The following is a 16,300-nucleotide window of genomic DNA, read 5'->3' on the forward strand; positions in this document are numbered from 1 at the left end:
GGGCCGGTTTGGCCGGTCGTCTCTGGGGCGGGCCCCCGCGGCGGTCCACGCGGTCCGCGAGCCGGGGGTGGGAGCCGTGAGGTTCAGCGGCGTTTGCGCAGGGCGCGGCTCACCACGATCGCGGAGGCCACGACCAGGGCCGCCGCCGGGGCGGCCCAGCGGAGCGGGGCGCCGACCGCGCTCGGCTGCGGGGCGGGGACGGGAGCGTACCGGCCGCGCGGCGGGGCGTGGTCCACCTCCTCGGCGCTGCGGCCGATCATCGTGCGGCGCGCGTGCGCGGCCTCGGCGGGGGGCTGGACGACCGGCTCGTCGGCGGCGTACGGCGCCTCGGCCGTGTCCTCGTCGTCCGCGTTGCCGTCGTTGCCTTCGTTGCCGTCGTTGTCCGCGTCGTCCTCGTCCTCGTCCGTGGCCATGAGGGAGGGCGGGGGGACCTCCGTGTCGAAGACGGAGGTGGGGCGCGGCTCCGGCTCCGGCTCCGAGGTCGTCTGCGCCGCGGTGCCCAGGTTCTCCGCGAACCGGGTCAGCAGCCGCGTCGCGGCCGACCCGACCGACTCCCCCGGCAGTTCCGTGACTCGGCCGTCCGCGGTGGCCGTCCCGCTGAACGCGAGGGTGGCGCCGCCGTCGGTGTCCCGCGCGCGGAGGGACAGCGCGAGCGTGACCGTGCCGCTGCCGCGCGACTCGGTGGCGTCGCCCTCGACGACGTACGTGCCGTCCTCGCGCGCGGACAGGCGCAGCGAGCCCCGGTAGGTGATGGAGTGACTGCCGATGCGCACCTTCAGCCGGCCCGCGACGGGCTCGGCACCGGCGTCCTGCTGGAGCCCCGGAACCGCACGGGCGACCCGGACGGGGTCGGCCAGCACCTCCCTGAGCCGCTCGGCCGGAACCGGAACGAACACCTCATGCTCCATGTCACGGCACCCTACCCAGCGGGCGCCCGGCGCACCCCCCGTCGGGGCAAACTCACCCGCCGCCCGCGCCGCCCGGCGTCACCAGTCCCGTCTCGTACGCGACGACCACCGCCTGGGCCCTGCTGGTCAGGCCCAGCTTGGCCATCGTGCGGTTGAGGTGGGTCTTGACGGTGGCCTCGCTGATGAACAGGCGGTCGGCGGCCTCGGCGTTGCTCAGACCACGGGCCACCAGCTCCAGGACCTCGGCCTCGCGGCCGGTCAGCGCCGTCAGCTCGGGCGGCGGACCGGCGTCCGGGGCGTCGGTGCGCCCCGCCTCCGTCATCCGCGTGAACGCCTCCACCAGACGCCGGGTGACCACGGGCGCGAACAGCGCGTCGCCGCCGTGCACCGCGGTGATCGCGGCCAGCAGCCGCTCGGGCCCGGCGTCCTTGAGCAGGAAGCCACAGGCGCCGGCCCGCAGGGCGCCGTACACGTACTCGTCGAGGTCGAAGGTGGTCAGGACGAGGACGCGGGGCGCGGGATCCGCCGCCTCGGCGATGATCCGCTCGGTGGCCTGGATGCCGGTGAGGCCGGGCATGCGGATGTCCATCAGGACGACGTCCGGCCGGGTCCGCGCGGCCAGCGCCACCGCCTCGGCCCCGTCGGCCGCCTCGCCGACGACCTCCATGCCGGGGGCGGCGCGCAGCAGCGCGACGAGGCCGCTGCGGACGAGGAACTGGTCGTCGGCGACGAGCAGGCGTATCGGCCGGGCGGCGTCGTGGTGCGGGTCCGGCGGGCGGTCTGCGTCGGTCATTCCCCGAGGGTGTCTCCCCGGCGTGCGGCTTGTACCGGCGTCGGCAGGGTCAGGCGCACGCCGAATCCACCCCCGCTGCGCGGGCCGACGGCGATCGTCCCGCCGTAGAGCTTGGCCCTCTCCCGCATCCCGATCAAGCCGTGTCCGCCCCGCTCCGCAGGTCTGACCGGATCCCGCCCCTCGGGCGGCCCACCGTCGGTCACCGACACCGTCACCTCGCCCGCGCGGTAGGCGAGTTCCACGGCGGCGTCCGCGCCGGGCGCGTGCTTGAGCACGTTGGTGAGGGCCTCCTGCACCACCCGGTAGACGCACAGTTGGACGCCGGGCGGCAGGGGGCGCGGCGTGCCGGTGACGCGCAGCCGGACGTCCACGCCGCCGGTGCGCACCCGGGCGGCCATCTCGTCGAGTTGGTCGAGGCCGGGAGCGGGCGCGCCGTCCGCTCCCTGCACGCCGTCGGCCCGCAGCAGGCCCAGCATGCGGCGCAGTTCGGCCAGGGCCTCGCCGCTGGCGCCCTCGATGGTGTCCAGGGCGTCGCGCGCGGTGGGGGCGTCGGAGTGGAAGACGAAGCGGGCGAGTCCGGCCTGGACGTTGATGACGGCGATGTGGTGGGCGACCACGTCGTGCAGTTCGCGGGCGATCCGCACCCGTTCCCCGGCGACCTCGCGCCGGGCCCGGTCGGCCTGTTCGGCCCGCAGCCTCAGCGTCAGCTCGCCCGTCCGGCGGGCCACGTACCCGAACCGCCACAGCACCAGCGGGAACCCCACGGCCTGTCCCACCACCGAGGCCATCGACCCGGTGCCGCCGAGCGCCCCGGCGTAGATCCAGACCCCGGCGAGCAGGACGGCGCAGAGGGCGGCGGTGCGGTCGGGGCGCAGGGAGGCGACCGTGTAGACGGCGAGCATGGGGCCGAAGGAGCCGACGACGGGCCAGTAACCGAGGGTGACGTAGACGGCCCAGCAGGCGTGGACGGCGAGACAGACGGTGACGGGGGCGCGGGTGCGCAGCACGAGGGGGAGGGTGAGCAGGGCGACGAGCGTCCAGGCGAGCGGGTCGAGCGCGGGCCACCCCTGGGCGACGGCCTCGGTGCCGAGCAGGACCGCCACGGTCGTCAGCGCCGCGGCGATCAGGCCGTCGGCCGCCAGGGGGTGCAGGCGCATTCCCGCAGCGTAGGTCGGCCCGCCCTGCCTCGCGTCATCCTTCTGCCGTACCGCGGAAGTTGCAGGAACCGGACGGTTACCGCGCCGGGTGGGGCCCGGTCTCCACCCACCGCCGGATTCCGGCACGCGCGGGGCGGCCGTAGGTTCTCGGTGCGAACGATCCACAGGGGGTGCGGCGGCGCGTCCCGTACTTGGGGGAGGGGCGGGCCGCCGTACGGGGTGTGGACGGTCGCGGTCAGCGCGCCCCGCGCGCCGGGCTCAGTACCGCGGATGCACCAGCGTGGAGGCCGGCAGCCCGGGGACCCGGGTGCGCTCCGCGTCGCGGGCGTCCCGGGCCAGGGTCTGCGGCGTGAGGGTGCGCGGGCGGGGTCCGTCCGGGTCGAGGCGCAGCGCGGGGGGCGTGCGGGCGGCCAGGAGAAAGCCCCAGCCGCGGGGGGCGCGCAGGGCCGCGGCGGTGCCGTCGGGGCCGGACGCGGGGCCGGCCCGGACGCGATAGGCGACGGCCGGCAGTCCGGCCGCGCGGAGGGTGGCGTCCACCGTCCAGAAGGCCCGGGGCTGCGCCGGGACGGGGCCCGCGTGGACCACCAGCCGCCCGTCGGGGGCGAGCACCCGCCGCAGCAGGCCGTAGAACTCCTGCGAGTACAGCTTCGTACTGGCCGTGGCGGCCGGGTCGGGCAGGTCCGAGATCACCACGTCGTACGTGGCGGAGGGCGTCGACCGCAGCCGGCGGAAGGCGTCGCCCGTGCCGACGTGGACGCGCGCGTCGCCGTACACGTGCCCGTTGAGGGCGGACAGGCCCGGGTCGAGCCGCGCCAGCCGGGCCAGTTGGGGATCGGGCTCGACGACGTCGACGCGGCGCACGCCCCGGTGGCGCAGCACCTCCCGTGCGGCGAGGCCGTCGCCGCCGCCGAGGACGAGCACGCGCGCGTGGGGGCCGTTCATGGCGGGGTGGACCAGCGCCTCGTGGTAGCGCCGCTCGTCGCTGCCGCGCACCCGCAGCCGGCCGTCCAGGAACAGGTCGAGGGGCCGCCCGTCGGTGTCGCCGGTGAGGACGACCTCCTGCACGTCGGTCTGCACGGCCACGCGGACGTCCTGGCCGTACATGGCGTGCCGGGCGGCGCGTTCGAAACCGTCGGCGAGGACGGTCGCCGTGACCAGGAGCGCGAGGACGACGACGTTGGCGGCCAGCAGCAGCCGGCGTGCCCGGCGGGTCAGGTCCCGCCGGAACAGGCCGAGGACGAGGGCGGCGCCGACGGCCGCGTTGACGGTGCCGGTGAGCAGCGCGCCGGTGAGCTGACCGAGGAAGGGCAGCAGGACGAACGGGAAGGCGAGGCCGCCGACGAGCGCACCGACGTAGTCCGCGGCGAACAGGTCGGCCACGGCACCGCCCGGGTCCTGTCGGCGCACCCGCTGGATCAGTTCCATGAGCAGCGGCACCTCGGCGCCGATCAGCACGCCGATGACCAGGGAGAAGACGACGAGCAGGATGCGCGGGCCGTCGGCCCACAGGCCGCCCCAGCCACCGGTCCAGGCGAACACGGCGTACAGCACCATCGCGCTGGAGCCGCCGACGAGGGCGAGCCCGGACTCGAGCGCGCCGAAACCGGCCGCCGCCAGCCCGCGCAGCCGCTTGGCGGCGAGCGAGCCGATGCCCATGGCGAAGACCATGACGGACAGGACGACGGACGCCTGGGTGACGGAGTCGCCCATCAGGTACGAGGCGAGTGCGACGAGTTCGAGTTCGTAGACGAGCCCGCAGGCCGCGCACACGAACACACCCGCCAGTACCAGGAACCGCCCGACGGCCGGCCGGACGGGCAGCCGCGCGGGCGCTTCGGGTCCGCAGGGGCCGCCCCAGGACGGCGGAGTGCCGGGCGGGGCGGGCGCGTGCGGTTCGATCACGCAGTGACGTTACGTCACACCGGCACCACACTTCGTCACCCACACGTGTGAAACTCGGACTCTTTCGGACACCAGAGGTTTATCCGGCCCTTACTCGCACACGTCCGGCCCTTACTCACACACACGCCCGGCCCCTTGCTCACACACGCCCGGCCCCCGCCCATCCGGCCGCGCGGCTCACCCCGCCGACCGGCTGAGCTGCGCGGCCGGCGTTCGCACGCCCACCCGGGTCCGGGTCGCCACCAACTGGCCGTCCTGCGGGTAGGCGTGCCAGGTCCGCCAGTGCACCTGTCCCTCGTGCCGCTGGGCCAGCAGCGCGGTGAAGGCGTGCGGGCTGCCCGGGAAGACCCCGGCCAGGCCGTGCGGATGGTCGGAGACCAGGGCGAGCAGTTCCTGGGCGCGCCCGGCGAAGGAGCCCGGCGTCAGCACCTCCACGCGGGCGGCGAACTCGTACTCCCAGTCGCCCACCCGCTTGGCGACGCCGAGCGGGAGGGGGGTACTGCTGCCCGGGATGCACGCCACCGTCTCCGAACAACTGCCCCCCTCCTCCTCGAGCAGGACTTGGTGGGAGGCGCCCAGCAGCCTCAACTGCAGTTTGGCGTCCGTCAGTTCGACGTCGAGACAGGCGAGCGCGGGCAGCGGCTCGCGCCCCAGGGCCCAGGCCAGGTCGGCGGCGCTGGTGTCGGTGTAGGCGGTTGTCAGGGTCGTGAGCATGGATCGGCTCCGCAAGCACACAAGGAGAGGAAGGTGTGGGGCCTGCGCATCCGGGGCACTGCCGGGGATGCGGCCCGCTCAGCCCAGTCGGCCGGTCAGGAGGGGGGTCAACAGGTCGTCCGAGGAGCTGCGTTGATGAACAAGAGCGAACCATGAACGGTGGTGCCGCCACAGCGTTTTTACCCAACTTCGTGGCGTTTCCATCCCTCAGGGGGCTCAACAGCTCAATTGTTCAACCATGGCGCACACCCCGCCCGCGCGGTGTGCGCCGGCACGTGCGAGCGCCCACCGGCGGTGTGGCCCCGGCGGGCGCTCTTCCTGGGGGCGCGGGACCCGGCCCCAGGAGCGGGCCCCGTGGAGGGGATGCGGTCCCCCGCAGGAGCTCAGCTGCCCCGTGTCAGCTGCCCCCGCCGCATCCGCCGCCGCCCCCTCCCCCGCAGGACGACCCGCCTCCGCAGGACGAGCCGCCACCGCAGGAGTGGCCCGAATGGTGGCCGCCCGAGGACGAGTCGCCCCCGTCACCGGCCCACCAACTGTCACCGCCGCCGCTGCCGCCGCTGTCGCCGCCGCCCACGGTCCCGGCCGCGCTCCCGCCGGACCGGCGCGGCCCCCTGCCGCTCCTCGTCCGCACCGGGCGCGAGGGGCGTCGCCGTACCACGAACGCCCTGATCACCAGGGCTGCCACCACGAACAGGATGATGCCCATGACCACGGCTCCACCCTCCTTCCGTCCGGGCCCTCGCCCGGACTTCCCCCGAAGCAGTCCCCCGTCGGACGCCTCGCCGCGTATCGGTTTCCTGTGGTTCACGCTGTGAAGCTCGCCTGCGTGAACGGGAGATGCCCGCCGCCGCGGCGGCCCAAAGCAGAGTTGAGGAAGTCCAGAGCTTCGGCGCAGGATGACCGCCATGACCTCGATGAGCTCCAGCGCCCGCCCCCTCCTGAACCGCCGGCTCGCGGAGTTCGGGACGACGATCTTCGCCGAGATGTCCGCCCTGGCGGTGAAGACCGGGGCCATCAACCTCGGCCAGGGATTCCCCGACACCGACGGCCCCGAGGAGGTCCGCGAGGCCGCCGTACGGGCCCTGCGCGACGGGCGCGGCAACCAGTACCCGCCGGGCCCGGGCGTCCCCGAGCTGCGCGCCGCCGTCGCCGGCCACCAGCACCGCCGCTACGGCCTGGCCTACGACCCCGACACCGAGGTCCTGGTCACCGCCGGCGCCACCGAGGCCATCGCCGCCGCCCTGCTGGCCCTGCTGGAGCCCGGCGACGAGGTCGTCGCGCTGGAGCCGTACTACGACTCGTACGCGGCCTGCGTCGCGATGGCGGGCGGCACCCGCGTGCCGGTGACGCTGCGCCCGCACAAGGGCGCGTTCCGCCTGGACCTGGACGAGCTGCGCGACGCCGTCACCGACCGCACCCGCCTGCTGCTGCTGAACACCCCGCACAACCCGACCGGCACGGTCCTGACCCGCGAGGAGCTGGCGGCGGTCGCCGAGCTGGCCGTGGAGCGGGACCTGCTGGTGGTGACCGACGAGGTCTACGAGCACCTGGTCTTCGACGGCGCCGAGCACGTCCCGCTCGCGACCTTCCCGGGGATGCGCGAGCGCACGGTGAGCATCGGGTCGGCCGGCAAGACGTTCTCGTTCACCGGCTGGAAGGTCGGCTGGGTCACCGCCGCGCCCGCCCTGCTCACGGCGGTCCGCTCGGCCAAGCAGTACCTGACGTACGTCAGCGCGGGCCCGTTCCAGTACGCGGTCGCCGAGGCGCTGGCGCTGCCGGAGTCGTACTTCACCGCCTACCGGGACGACCTGGAGGCCAAGCGGAACCTGCTGGCCGCGGGGCTGGCCGAGGCCGGGTTCGGCGTGTACCGGCCCGCCGGGACCTACTTCGTCACCACCGACATCCGCCCGCTCGGCGAGAGCGACGGCTTCGCCTTCTGCCGCTCGCTGCCCGAGCGCGCGGGCGTCGTCGCCGTCCCCAACGCGGTCTTCTACGACCACCGGGAGGCGGGCGCGCCCTTCGTCCGGTTCGCGTTCTGCAAGCGGACCGGGGTGCTGGAGGACGCGGTGCGGCGGCTGAAGACCCTCGCGGGCTGAGCGGCCCACCGGTACGACGAGAGCCCGGACACCCGCGCTGCGGGGCCGGGCTCTCCTGGACTCAGCCGCGGGGGCGGGCTACTCGCCGTCCTCGTCGGACGGCTTCTCCGCCTCGTTGACCTCCTGCTCCAGACCGAGCTGCTCCACGAGCCACCGGTCGAACTCGATGGCCGCCCGCACCCAGCTCACCGTCGAGGAGACGAAGTGCTCCAGGCTGACGCCCATGCCGATCAGCATCTGCGCCTCGCCGATCAGGCGGACCGTGCCGTCGTCGTGGGTGTGGGAGTACACCTTGGGCCACAGGGTGCGCCGGTTCCAGTCGTCGACCGACTCGAGGAGCTGGGGCTTCTCGTCGATCTTGTGGGGCCGGTCGTAGAACGTCCGCACCGAGAAGACCTGCTGGTCGCCCTCGCCGCGGAACATGAAGTACGTGCGGAACTGCTCCCAGGGCGCCGCGAGGTCGCCCTCGTCGTCGACGACGTACTTCAGCTCCATCTGCTCGAGGAGCTGCTTCACGAGATCCTGATCCGGGACGACGGGGCCCGCCGGTCCTTGGGGCTGCGGCTCGGGCTGCTTGCCCCCGAAGTTCGGAATCGAGGACGGGTCGATGCTCACCGTGAATTTCCCTTCGTACGGATCTGGCCATCCTCCCCCATCCGGGGAGGGGCGTGGCAAGCCCGCCGCGGGCCTGTCAGCCCTGGGCTGACTTGATCCGACCGGTCGGGTACCCCCGCGGGGCCCCGGCAACCCGCGGGGGCGGGCCGCCGGGGGCGGACGGGGCGGCTACAGCGTCTTGCCGCTCGCCGGGCCCACGATCAGCTCGTCGCCGAAGCGGTCCACCCGGACCGCGTCGCCGTCCTTGATCTCGCCGGAGAGGATCTCCCGCGCGAGCCGGTCGCCGATCGCGGTCTGGACGAGGCGGCGCAGCGGCCGGGCGCCGTAGGCCGGGTCGTTGCCCTCCTCCGCGAGCCAGGCGAGCGCGTCCTCGGTGACGTCCAGGGTGAGGCGGCGTTCGGCGAGGCGCCGGGCGAGGCCGTCGATCTGCAGCCGCGCGATGCGGCTCAGCTCGTCCTTGCTGAGCGCCGAGAAGACCACCAGGTCGTCGAGCCGGTTGAGGAACTCCGGCTTGAAGGAGGACCGCACCACCTCCAGGACCTGCTCCTTCTTCTCCGCCTCGCCGGCGATCGGGTCCACCAGGTACTGGCTGCCCAGGTTGGAGGTGAGCACCAGGATGGTGTTGCGGAAGTCGACGGTGCGGCCCTGCCCGTCGGTGAGGCGCCCGTCGTCCAGCACCTGGAGCAGGATGTCGAAGACCTCCGGGTGCGCCTTCTCCACCTCGTCGAGCAGCACGACCGTGTACGGGCGGCGCCGCACGGCCTCGGTGAGCTGGCCGCCCTCCTCGTACCCGACGTACCCGGGCGGCGCGCCGACCAGCCGGGCCACGCTGTGCTTCTCGCTGTACTCGCTCATGTCGATGCGGACCATGGCCCGCTCGTCGTCGAAGAGGAAGTCGGCGAGCGCCTTGGCCAGCTCGGTCTTGCCGACACCGGTCGGGCCGAGGAAGAGGAACGACCCGGTCGGCCGGTCGGGGTCGGCGATCCCGGCCCGGGAGCGGCGCACGGCGTCGGAGACGGCCCGTACGGCCTCGGTCTGCCCGATGAGCCGCTTGCCCAGCTCGTCCTCCATCCGCAGCAGCTTCTGCGTCTCGCCCTCCATGAGGCGCCCGGCGGGGATGCCGGTCCAGGAGGCGACGACGTCGGCGATGTCGTCGGCGCCGACCTCCTCCTTGACCATGGTGTCCCGGGCGACCTCCTCCTCGGCCTCGGAGGCGGCCTCGAGGTCGCGCTCCAGGGTGGGGATCTCGCCGTACAGCAGCTTGCTGGCGGTGTCGAAGTCGCCGTCGCGCTGGGCGCGTTCGGCCTGGCCGCGCAGGTCGTCGAGCTTCTCCTTCAGCTCGCCGACCCGGTTGAGGGACTTCTTCTCCTTCTCCCAGCGGGCGGTCAGGCCGCGCAGCTCCTCCTCCTTGTCGGCGAGGTCGCGCCGCAGCCGCTCCAGGCGTTCGAGGGAGGCGGCGTCGGTCTCCTTGCCGATCGCCAGTTCCTCCATCTTCAGCCGGTCGACGGCGCGCTGGAGTTCGTCGATCTCGACGGGCGAGGAGTCGATCTCCATGCGCAGCCGGGAGGCGGCCTCGTCGACGAGGTCGATGGCCTTGTCGGGCAGGAACCGGGAGGTGATGTACCGGTCGGACAGGCTCGCGGCGGCCACGAGCGCGCTGTCCGCGATCTGCACCTTGTGGTGCGCCTCGTACCGGCCCTTGAGCCCGCGCAGGATCGCGATGGAGTCCTCGACGGTGGGCTCGGCGACCAGCACCTGCTGGAAGCGGCGCTCCAGGGCGGGGTCCTTCTCGATCCGCTCCCGGTACTCGTCGAGGGTGGTGGCGCCCACCATGCGCAGCTCACCGCGCGCGAGCATCGGCTTGAGCATGTTCCCGGCGTCCATGGCGGAGTCCCCGCCGGCGCCGGCGCCGACGACGGTGTGCAGTTCGTCGATGAAGGTGACGACCTGCCCGTCGGAGTCCTTGATCTCGGCGAGGACGGTCTTCAGCCGCTCCTCGAACTCGCCCCGGTACTTGGCCCCGGCGACCATGGCCCCCAGGTCCAGCGCCACCAGCCGCTTGTCCTTAAGCGACTCGGGCACGTCCCCCTTGACGATCCGCTGGGCCAGCCCCTCGACGACGGCGGTCTTGCCGACGCCGGGCTCGCCGATGAGCACGGGGTTGTTCTTGGTCCGCCGGCTCAGCACCTGCACGACGCGCCGGATCTCCTGGTCCCGGCCGATGACGGGGTCGAGCTTCCCGTCCCGCGCGGCGGCGGTGAGGTCGGTACCGAACTTCTCCAGGGCCTTGTACTGGCCCTCGGGGTCGGGCGTGGTCACCCGGCGCCCTCCCCTCGCCTTGCGGAAGGCCTCCTGCAGCTTCTTCGCACTGGCTCCCTGCCCCTCCAGTACCTCACCGGCCGCGCCGCCCTTCGCGGCGATGCCGAGGAGCAGGTGCTCGGTGGAGAGGTACTCGTCCCCGAGTTCCTTGGCGCGGGCCTGGGCGTCGGCGACCACGGCGAGCATCTCACGGCTGGGTTGCGGGGGCGCGACGGTGGACCCGGTCACGCTGGGCAGCCCGCCGACGATGCGCTCGGCGCCGGAGCGCACGGCCGCGAGGTCCGCCTCGACGGCGGCGAGCAGGTCGGTGATGTTCTCGTTGTCCTGCCCCTGGAGCAGCGCAAGGAGCAGGTGGGCGGGGGTGAGGTCGGCGTTTCCCTCGGTCACGGCCCGGCTGCTGGCGGCGTTGATGGCGTCCCGGCTCCGGTTGGTCAGCTCGGCGTCCACGTTCTGGCTCTCCTCCTCGCGTAGTGCTGACCCGTCCAGCGTACACAAAGTTGAGCCTGACCCACTCAAGGCAGCGCCCGGCCCCCTCCCCACGGACTGCCGCCGGTCTGACCGGGCACACCCCCGCACCTTTTCGGCCAGCCGCGAAACCGCCGGGTGTCATGAGATGTCCACGCATACGACAGCGGCGTCACCGTGTTCAGGTCACGGTGACGCCGCTGCCGGGGGGAAGCACCTGAGCGATCTGTTACGACGGGGGAATCGCGTCAGGCACTGCGGGGGGTGGCCGAGATGGTCCTCACTTCCGGGACCTCCGACTGCTCGAGCCGGTGGTCCCGCTGGTCCAGGTTCACAAAGATCATTCCGTACCGGATGGCACACCTCACAGGCTGCGGCGCCCCCCGAGGCCGCCGCAGACACCGGTACGCCCGCACGTCGCCGTCCTCGTCCAGCGTGACGACGACCGGCTCGCCGAAGACGGTCACCATCAGGGAGTCACCGGCGTGCGGGATCGCGGTGACCAGGTCGATGAAGTGCCAGCCGGAGCGGTAGGCGGTGGCCATTTCCCGGCGGAAGGAGCGGTCGTCCGGTGGAGTGCTCACATCAACCCCCCGAGTTCACAACAATCGACGGCCAGTGACTGTCCGCCCGGACATCACCGTTCGCACCCGCGTAGCCAGTAAGTACTCCGAAGGCCGCGACGGCGGAGAGGGCGGCAGCAAGCACCGAGCGAACCAGTCTCTTGCGCATGGTCGACTTCGTCCTCACTCGTAAGTCTCCTCTTCCCCCGTCTGATAAGACGATGGCTCATTCCAACACGTCATGGCCACACAATCGGTGCATCATGTTCCTGCATGTTCAGGACCCTGGGGGGTGGAGATTTCGTGGCAGAACGTTCCAATCGGGCACATCCCCATGGGGTGACCGAACTGTGCGACGAAGGGACCCGGCTTTACGCGGATGCCCTGCGTATAGGCAGGATCGCCCGCGCGGACATCGAATCCGCACCCTGTCTGATGGAGTTCGCGCTCCTGCACCCGGACCCGGACGACGTGGACTGGTTGCGCCCGGTGCAGCCGTCCGTTGCCCTGGCCCAGCGTCTGCACCCCATCGAACGGGACATCGCGGAGCGACGCCGGCTCTCCGTCGCACTGGCGGAGGCATTCGATCCCTTCATGACCCTCGGCGCCCAGCCGGTGACGAGCGAGCACTCGATAACGGTGCTGGAGGGCAGCGACCGCATCAACACGGCCCTCAATCTGGCCACAGCCCAGTGCCGCACCGAGATGCTCACGATCCAGCCCAGTGACGACCGCTTCTCCGAACGCAGTCTGGCCCAGGGACTGGAAAGGGACAAGCCGCTCCTGGAACGCGGCGTACGCATCCGCACTCTGTATCAGCACACGGCGCGCTATAGCCCGCAGAAGATCGCCTACGTCGCCCAGCTGGCTATGGGCAAGGCCGAGTACCGCACGATCGACGAGGTCGTGGAACGTCTCATCGTCTGCGACGAAACCGTCGCGTTCATCCCCACCCGCGACGACCAGCAGGTCGCGCTGGAGCTGCGCAACCCAGGACTGGTCCGTTATCTGATCAAGGTCTTCGAGTTCATGTGGAGCCGGTCCGTGCCCCTGAGCGCCGGTGCCCCGTACGAGCCTGCGCCGGGCGGTATCACCGACATTCAGTACTCCATCGCCAAGCTCCTGGTCGAGGGCCACGTCGACGAGGCCATCGCTCGGCGCCTGGGCATGAACGTGCGCACCTGCCGGGCGCACATAGCCAAGCTGGCCCAGGCCCTCGGCAGCGGCAGCCGGGCCCAACTCGGCTTCCTCATAGCCCAGTCCGGGATCCTGCAGCACGACGACTGAGCCCGACCGGAGGACCCCGTATGACGGCAGAGGCGTACATGCCACACACCGAACACGGTCCCGACGAGCTGTGCCCCGCGGGGGCGCTGCTGTACCAACGCGCTTTGGACGAGGGGCAGATCACGGTGGCCGAGGCCACCGCGACACCCTGCCTGCTCGACTTCGGGCTTGTGCAGCCGTCCCTCGACGCCCCGGACCGGCTGGACCCCGTAGCACCGATCGTCGTACTGCACCAGTTGCTGCGCGCGTCGCAGGAGCGCATCGCCGACGAACGTCGCCGAGAAGAACGCCTGACCGAGACCTTCGCAGCGCTCATGCGCACTTCGTCCCAGTCGCCCACCGGGGAGGCCTCCACGCTCAGGCTGCTCAGCAGCAAAGAGCGCATCGACCGGACCATAGGTGACGTCATGGCCGTCGCCACTGATCAGGTACTGACCATCCAGCCCCACAGCACGCACATCGGCCCACACCCTCGCGTGCACGAGGCGGCGTTGGCACGGGACCAGGCACTCCTCGACCGCGGCGGTCGTATCCGCACCCTCTACCAGCACACGTTGCGGCACGCTCCCACCGTGCTCGCCCGCTATGAGCTACTGCGCGGCGACGTGGAAGCCCGCACTCTCGACGAAGTCACCGAGCGGCTCATCATCGTCGACCGTACCGTCGCCTTCATACCCGCCAGCGCCGACCGCTCGCTCGCCCTCGAAGTCCGCCACCCCGCCCTCATCGCCTACTTCGTCAACACCTTCGACCGCCTCTGGCACCTCGCCACCCCCATGCACCCCCAAGCCGTCCACCAACCCACCCTCAACGGCATCACCCCCCGCCAACGCGCCATAGCCGCCCTCCTCATCGAAGGCCACACCGACAGCGACATCGCCGACCGCCTCGGCATGAACGTCCGCACCGCCCGCGTCCACATCGCCAAACTCGCCGCCACCCTCGGCAGCGAGAGCCGCGCCCAGCTCGGGTACCTCATCGGGCAGTCGGGGATTCTCGACCGGGAAGGATGACGGGGGCGGTCCGCGGGGAGCCGTCCAGGCCGGCCTGGGCTATGCGGACGCCCAACTGCGTGCGGCTGGCCGCGCCCAGGGTCTCCGAGAGGCGGGCGATGTGCGCACGCGCTGTGCGGACGCTGATGCCGAGGCGTTCCGCGATCACCGCGTCCTGGTGGCCCTCCGCGAGGAGCGCCGCGATGGACTGCTCGCGCAGGGAGATGCCCTCGATGCCGGTGTCGGGGAGCGGCGCCGTCAGGGGGATCGCCAGGCGCCACAGCCGCTCGAAGACCGTGACCAGGTAGGCGATCAGCGCGGGGTGGCGCAGTTCCAGGGCCATCGTGCGGTCGGTGTTGGCGGGGATGAAGGCCACCGTGCGGTCGAAGAGGATGAGGCGGTCGACGACCTCGTCCAGCGTGCGGGCCTCCACCGCGTCGCCCATCAGCTCCAGGTAGTTGAGCAGGCCCTGGCCGTGCCGGGCCACGTGCGTGTACAGGTCCCGCATCCGCACCCCGCGCCCGCGCAGCGCCAGCGCCCGGTGCAGCCCCTCCGACAGCTCGTGCTCGCGCCGGATGCCGCCGGGCTGGACGGTGAGCACCTCCGTCGTACAGGCCCGCGTCGCCTCGTCCATCGCGGCCTGGATGCGGGACAGGCCGTCCAGGACCCGGATCGCCGTTCCCTCCGGGCCGGCCGGGGGCTGGAGCGGCCTGCCCAGACCGGCGTACCACTCGAAGGCCTCCACGGCCGAACCCACCCGCCGCTGGCTGGCGCTGACCTCCTCCTGGACCCCGCGCAGCAGCCGCGTCATCACCTCCTGCGGGGAGGTCGGCACCAGCCAGTCCATGTCGTCGGGGTCGGGGTGCAGCAGGGCCAGTTCGAGCAGGCAGGGGACCTGGTCGGCATCACGGCGCGGCACCCTCCCGCGCCGTACGGCCCGGGAGTACACGCGGTCCCCGGCCGCGCACAGCCGGTCGGCCCCGTGCGGGTGCTCCTGAGCCCCGTGCCCGGCCATCGCCCATTCCACCCCCGGTTCCGGCTCTTCCGCAGCGCAACTATGCGCGGCCGGGACCGGCTCCGCAACACGGCTCCGCCCGGGGCGGGAAGCGAAATGGGCCGGTTGGCAACCGAATACCCGGTCCGGGTGAGCGGGGGCGCGCGGGCTACTTCAGCCCGGCCTCCGCGCACGCGTCCGCGTACTTGGCGGTGCAGATGTCGGTCACCTTGTAGAACCCGTCCGCGACAACCGTGTCCTCGATGTTGTCCTTGGTGAGGGCCACGACGGGGACGAGCTGGGCGGGGATGCCCTTGTGGGTGGGGCTGTCGACCTTGTCGCGGGCGAGCGCGTCGAACTGGATGTCGCGGCCCTGGACCCGCGCCACGGCCATCTCCGCGGCGTTCTCGGCCTCCTGCGGGTACGACTTGTACACGCTCATGTACTGCTCGCCGGTGACGATCCGCTGCACCGCGGCGAGTTCGGCGTCCTGGCCGGTGATCGGGGGCAGGTCGGTGACGCCCGCGTCCTCCAGGGCCTTGATGATGCCGCCGGCCATGCCGTCGTTGGCGGAGTAGACCCCCGCGATGTCGTCCTTGCCGATCTTCTTGATCGCCTCGGTCATGTTCGCCTCGGCGTTCTCCGGCTTCCAGTCCTTGGTGTCGAAGGACTGGGCGATCGTCACCTTGCCGTTCAGCTCGGACAGCGCGCCCGCCTTGAACTGCTTGGCGTTCGGGTCGGTGGAGGAGCCGTTCATCATGACGACCTTGTCGGAGCTGGACGGGTCGCCGCCCAGCGCCTCGATGAGGGAGCGGCCCTGGACCTCGCCGACCAGTTCGTTGTCGAAGGAGATGTAGGCGTCGATCGGGCCCTCGGCCAGCCGGTCGTAGGCGATCACGGGGATGCCGGCGTCCTTGGCCTTCTGCACGCCGTCCGCGATGGCGTGCGCGTCGACCGCGTCCAGCACGATCACGTCGACCTTGTCGCTGACCATCTGCTGCAGTTGCTCGGCCTGCTTGGTGGCGCTGGCCTCGGCGTTGGCGTACTTGACGTTGCCCTCGTCGCGCGTGAGCTCGCCGAGCTTCGCCTTGAAGAAGGGGTAGTCGAACAGCTCGTAGCGCGTGTTCTCCTTCTCCGGCAGCAGCAGGCCGACGGTGATGTCGTTGCCCTTGGCCGGGCTCGCGTCGCCGCTGTCCTCCGACGCTCCCAGCGCACCGCAGGAGGCCAGCGAGAAGGTCAGCAGGCACGCGGCCACGGACATGGCGGTACGACGAGGACGGCTACTCACTGCGCTTGCCTTCCGACACACGGGTGTGGTTGGTGAACCGGGTGGACCTGGTGACCCGGGTGACCCGGGTGGCCCGGGTGCCTCCGGTGGCCCCCTGAGACCCCGGCGACCCCCGGTGAACGAAGCCAACGCCGTCTTCACCAAATCGTCAAGAAGTACTAGACCAATGAGACTGCACCGTTGTGAACCAGCCCCGGAGGACGGATG

The 16,300-nt window shown here is 72.1% G+C and carries 14 protein-coding genes; 3 read left to right on the forward strand and 11 right to left on the reverse strand.

Translation table 11 applies throughout. The features are described 5' to 3' along the window. Window positions 1-83: 83 nt before the first annotated feature. The 6 genes from IG88_RS0120495 to IG88_RS43790 all read right to left on the reverse strand — a co-directional run bounded on the left by IG88_RS0120495 (window position 84) and on the right by IG88_RS43790 (window position 6,180). On the reverse strand, window positions 84-908 hold the full coding sequence (locus tag IG88_RS0120495) for an SRPBCC domain-containing protein (protein WP_031043074.1): 825 nt from the start codon (window positions 906-908) through the stop codon (window positions 84-86). A 52-nt stretch (window positions 909-960) separates the two neighbouring features. Further along, on the reverse strand, window positions 961-1,701 hold the full coding sequence (locus IG88_RS0120500; protein ID WP_051851986.1) for a response regulator transcription factor: 741 nt from the start codon (window positions 1,699-1,701) through the stop codon (window positions 961-963). Next, window positions 1,698-2,858 carry a sensor histidine kinase gene (locus IG88_RS0120505; RefSeq protein ID WP_031043080.1) on the reverse strand — a complete coding sequence of 387 codons (1,161 nt, stop codon included), beginning with the start codon at window positions 2,856-2,858 and terminating at the stop codon, window positions 1,698-1,700. Before IG88_RS0120505 ends, IG88_RS0120500 begins: the two co-directional genes overlap by 4 nt. A gap of 258 nt (window positions 2,859-3,116) precedes the next feature. Continuing rightward, window positions 3,117-4,760 (reverse strand): polyamine aminopropyltransferase, encoded by a 1,644-nt coding sequence (locus tag IG88_RS0120510; protein WP_031043083.1) that lies wholly within the window; start codon window positions 4,758-4,760, stop codon window positions 3,117-3,119. 177 nt (window positions 4,761-4,937) lie between these two features. Next, window positions 4,938-5,474: a DUF2617 family protein gene (locus IG88_RS0120515; RefSeq protein WP_031043086.1), complete on the reverse strand. Its 537-nt coding sequence runs from the start codon at window positions 5,472-5,474 to the stop codon at window positions 4,938-4,940. A gap of 397 nt (window positions 5,475-5,871) precedes the next feature. Further along, window positions 5,872-6,180, reverse strand: coding sequence for a hypothetical protein (locus IG88_RS43790; protein WP_199807479.1), 309 nt, complete (start codon window positions 6,178-6,180; stop codon window positions 5,872-5,874). A 199-nt stretch (window positions 6,181-6,379) separates the two neighbouring features. Here IG88_RS43790 and IG88_RS0120520 point away from each other — a divergent pair, with 199 nt between their 5' ends. Further along, window positions 6,380-7,570: a pyridoxal phosphate-dependent aminotransferase gene (locus IG88_RS0120520; RefSeq protein WP_031043088.1), complete on the forward strand. Its 1,191-nt coding sequence runs from the start codon at window positions 6,380-6,382 to the stop codon at window positions 7,568-7,570. A 78-nt stretch (window positions 7,571-7,648) separates the two neighbouring features. Here IG88_RS0120520 and IG88_RS0120525 read toward each other — a convergent pair whose 3' ends face one another. The 3 genes from IG88_RS0120525 to IG88_RS0120535 form a co-directional block, all read right to left on the reverse strand. Further along, window positions 7,649-8,185, reverse strand: a complete 537-nt coding sequence (locus tag IG88_RS0120525; protein ID WP_030401418.1) for a YbjN domain-containing protein — start codon at window positions 8,183-8,185, stop codon at window positions 7,649-7,651. 168 nt (window positions 8,186-8,353) lie between these two features. Beyond that, entirely contained in the window at window positions 8,354-10,951 is a 2,598-nt protein-coding gene (clpB, locus tag IG88_RS0120530) for an ATP-dependent chaperone ClpB (protein ID WP_031043094.1), read from the reverse strand. 266 nt (window positions 10,952-11,217) lie between these two features. Beyond that, on the reverse strand, window positions 11,218-11,553 hold the full coding sequence (locus tag IG88_RS0120535; protein ID WP_031043097.1) for a hypothetical protein: 336 nt from the start codon (window positions 11,551-11,553) through the stop codon (window positions 11,218-11,220). A gap of 252 nt (window positions 11,554-11,805) precedes the next feature. Between IG88_RS0120535 and IG88_RS0120540 the strand changes: the two genes are divergently transcribed. Next, window positions 11,806-12,819, forward strand: coding sequence for a hypothetical protein (locus IG88_RS0120540; RefSeq protein ID WP_063760632.1), 1,014 nt, complete (start codon window positions 11,806-11,808; stop codon window positions 12,817-12,819). A gap of 20 nt (window positions 12,820-12,839) precedes the next feature. Further along, window positions 12,840-13,832 (forward strand): helix-turn-helix transcriptional regulator, encoded by a 993-nt coding sequence (locus tag IG88_RS0120545; RefSeq protein WP_031043102.1) that lies wholly within the window; start codon window positions 12,840-12,842, stop codon window positions 13,830-13,832. Here the strand turns inward: IG88_RS0120545 and IG88_RS0120550 are convergent. Next, a complete protein-coding gene (locus IG88_RS0120550) occupies window positions 13,795-14,826 on the reverse strand; it encodes a helix-turn-helix transcriptional regulator (RefSeq protein WP_031043105.1) in 1,032 nt (343 codons plus the stop codon). The genes IG88_RS0120545 and IG88_RS0120550 overlap by 38 nt on opposite strands. Window positions 14,827-14,974: 148 nt before the next feature. Beyond that, window positions 14,975-16,066: a sugar ABC transporter substrate-binding protein gene (locus IG88_RS0120555; protein ID WP_420712092.1), complete on the reverse strand. Its 1,092-nt coding sequence runs from the start codon at window positions 16,064-16,066 to the stop codon at window positions 14,975-14,977. Window positions 16,067-16,300 lie beyond the last annotated feature (234 nt).

Origin of the sequence: Streptomyces sp. NRRL F-5650, assembly GCF_000721365.1 — a bacterium.
Taxonomy (GTDB): domain Bacteria; phylum Actinomycetota; class Actinomycetes; order Streptomycetales; family Streptomycetaceae; genus Streptomyces; species Streptomyces ardesiacus.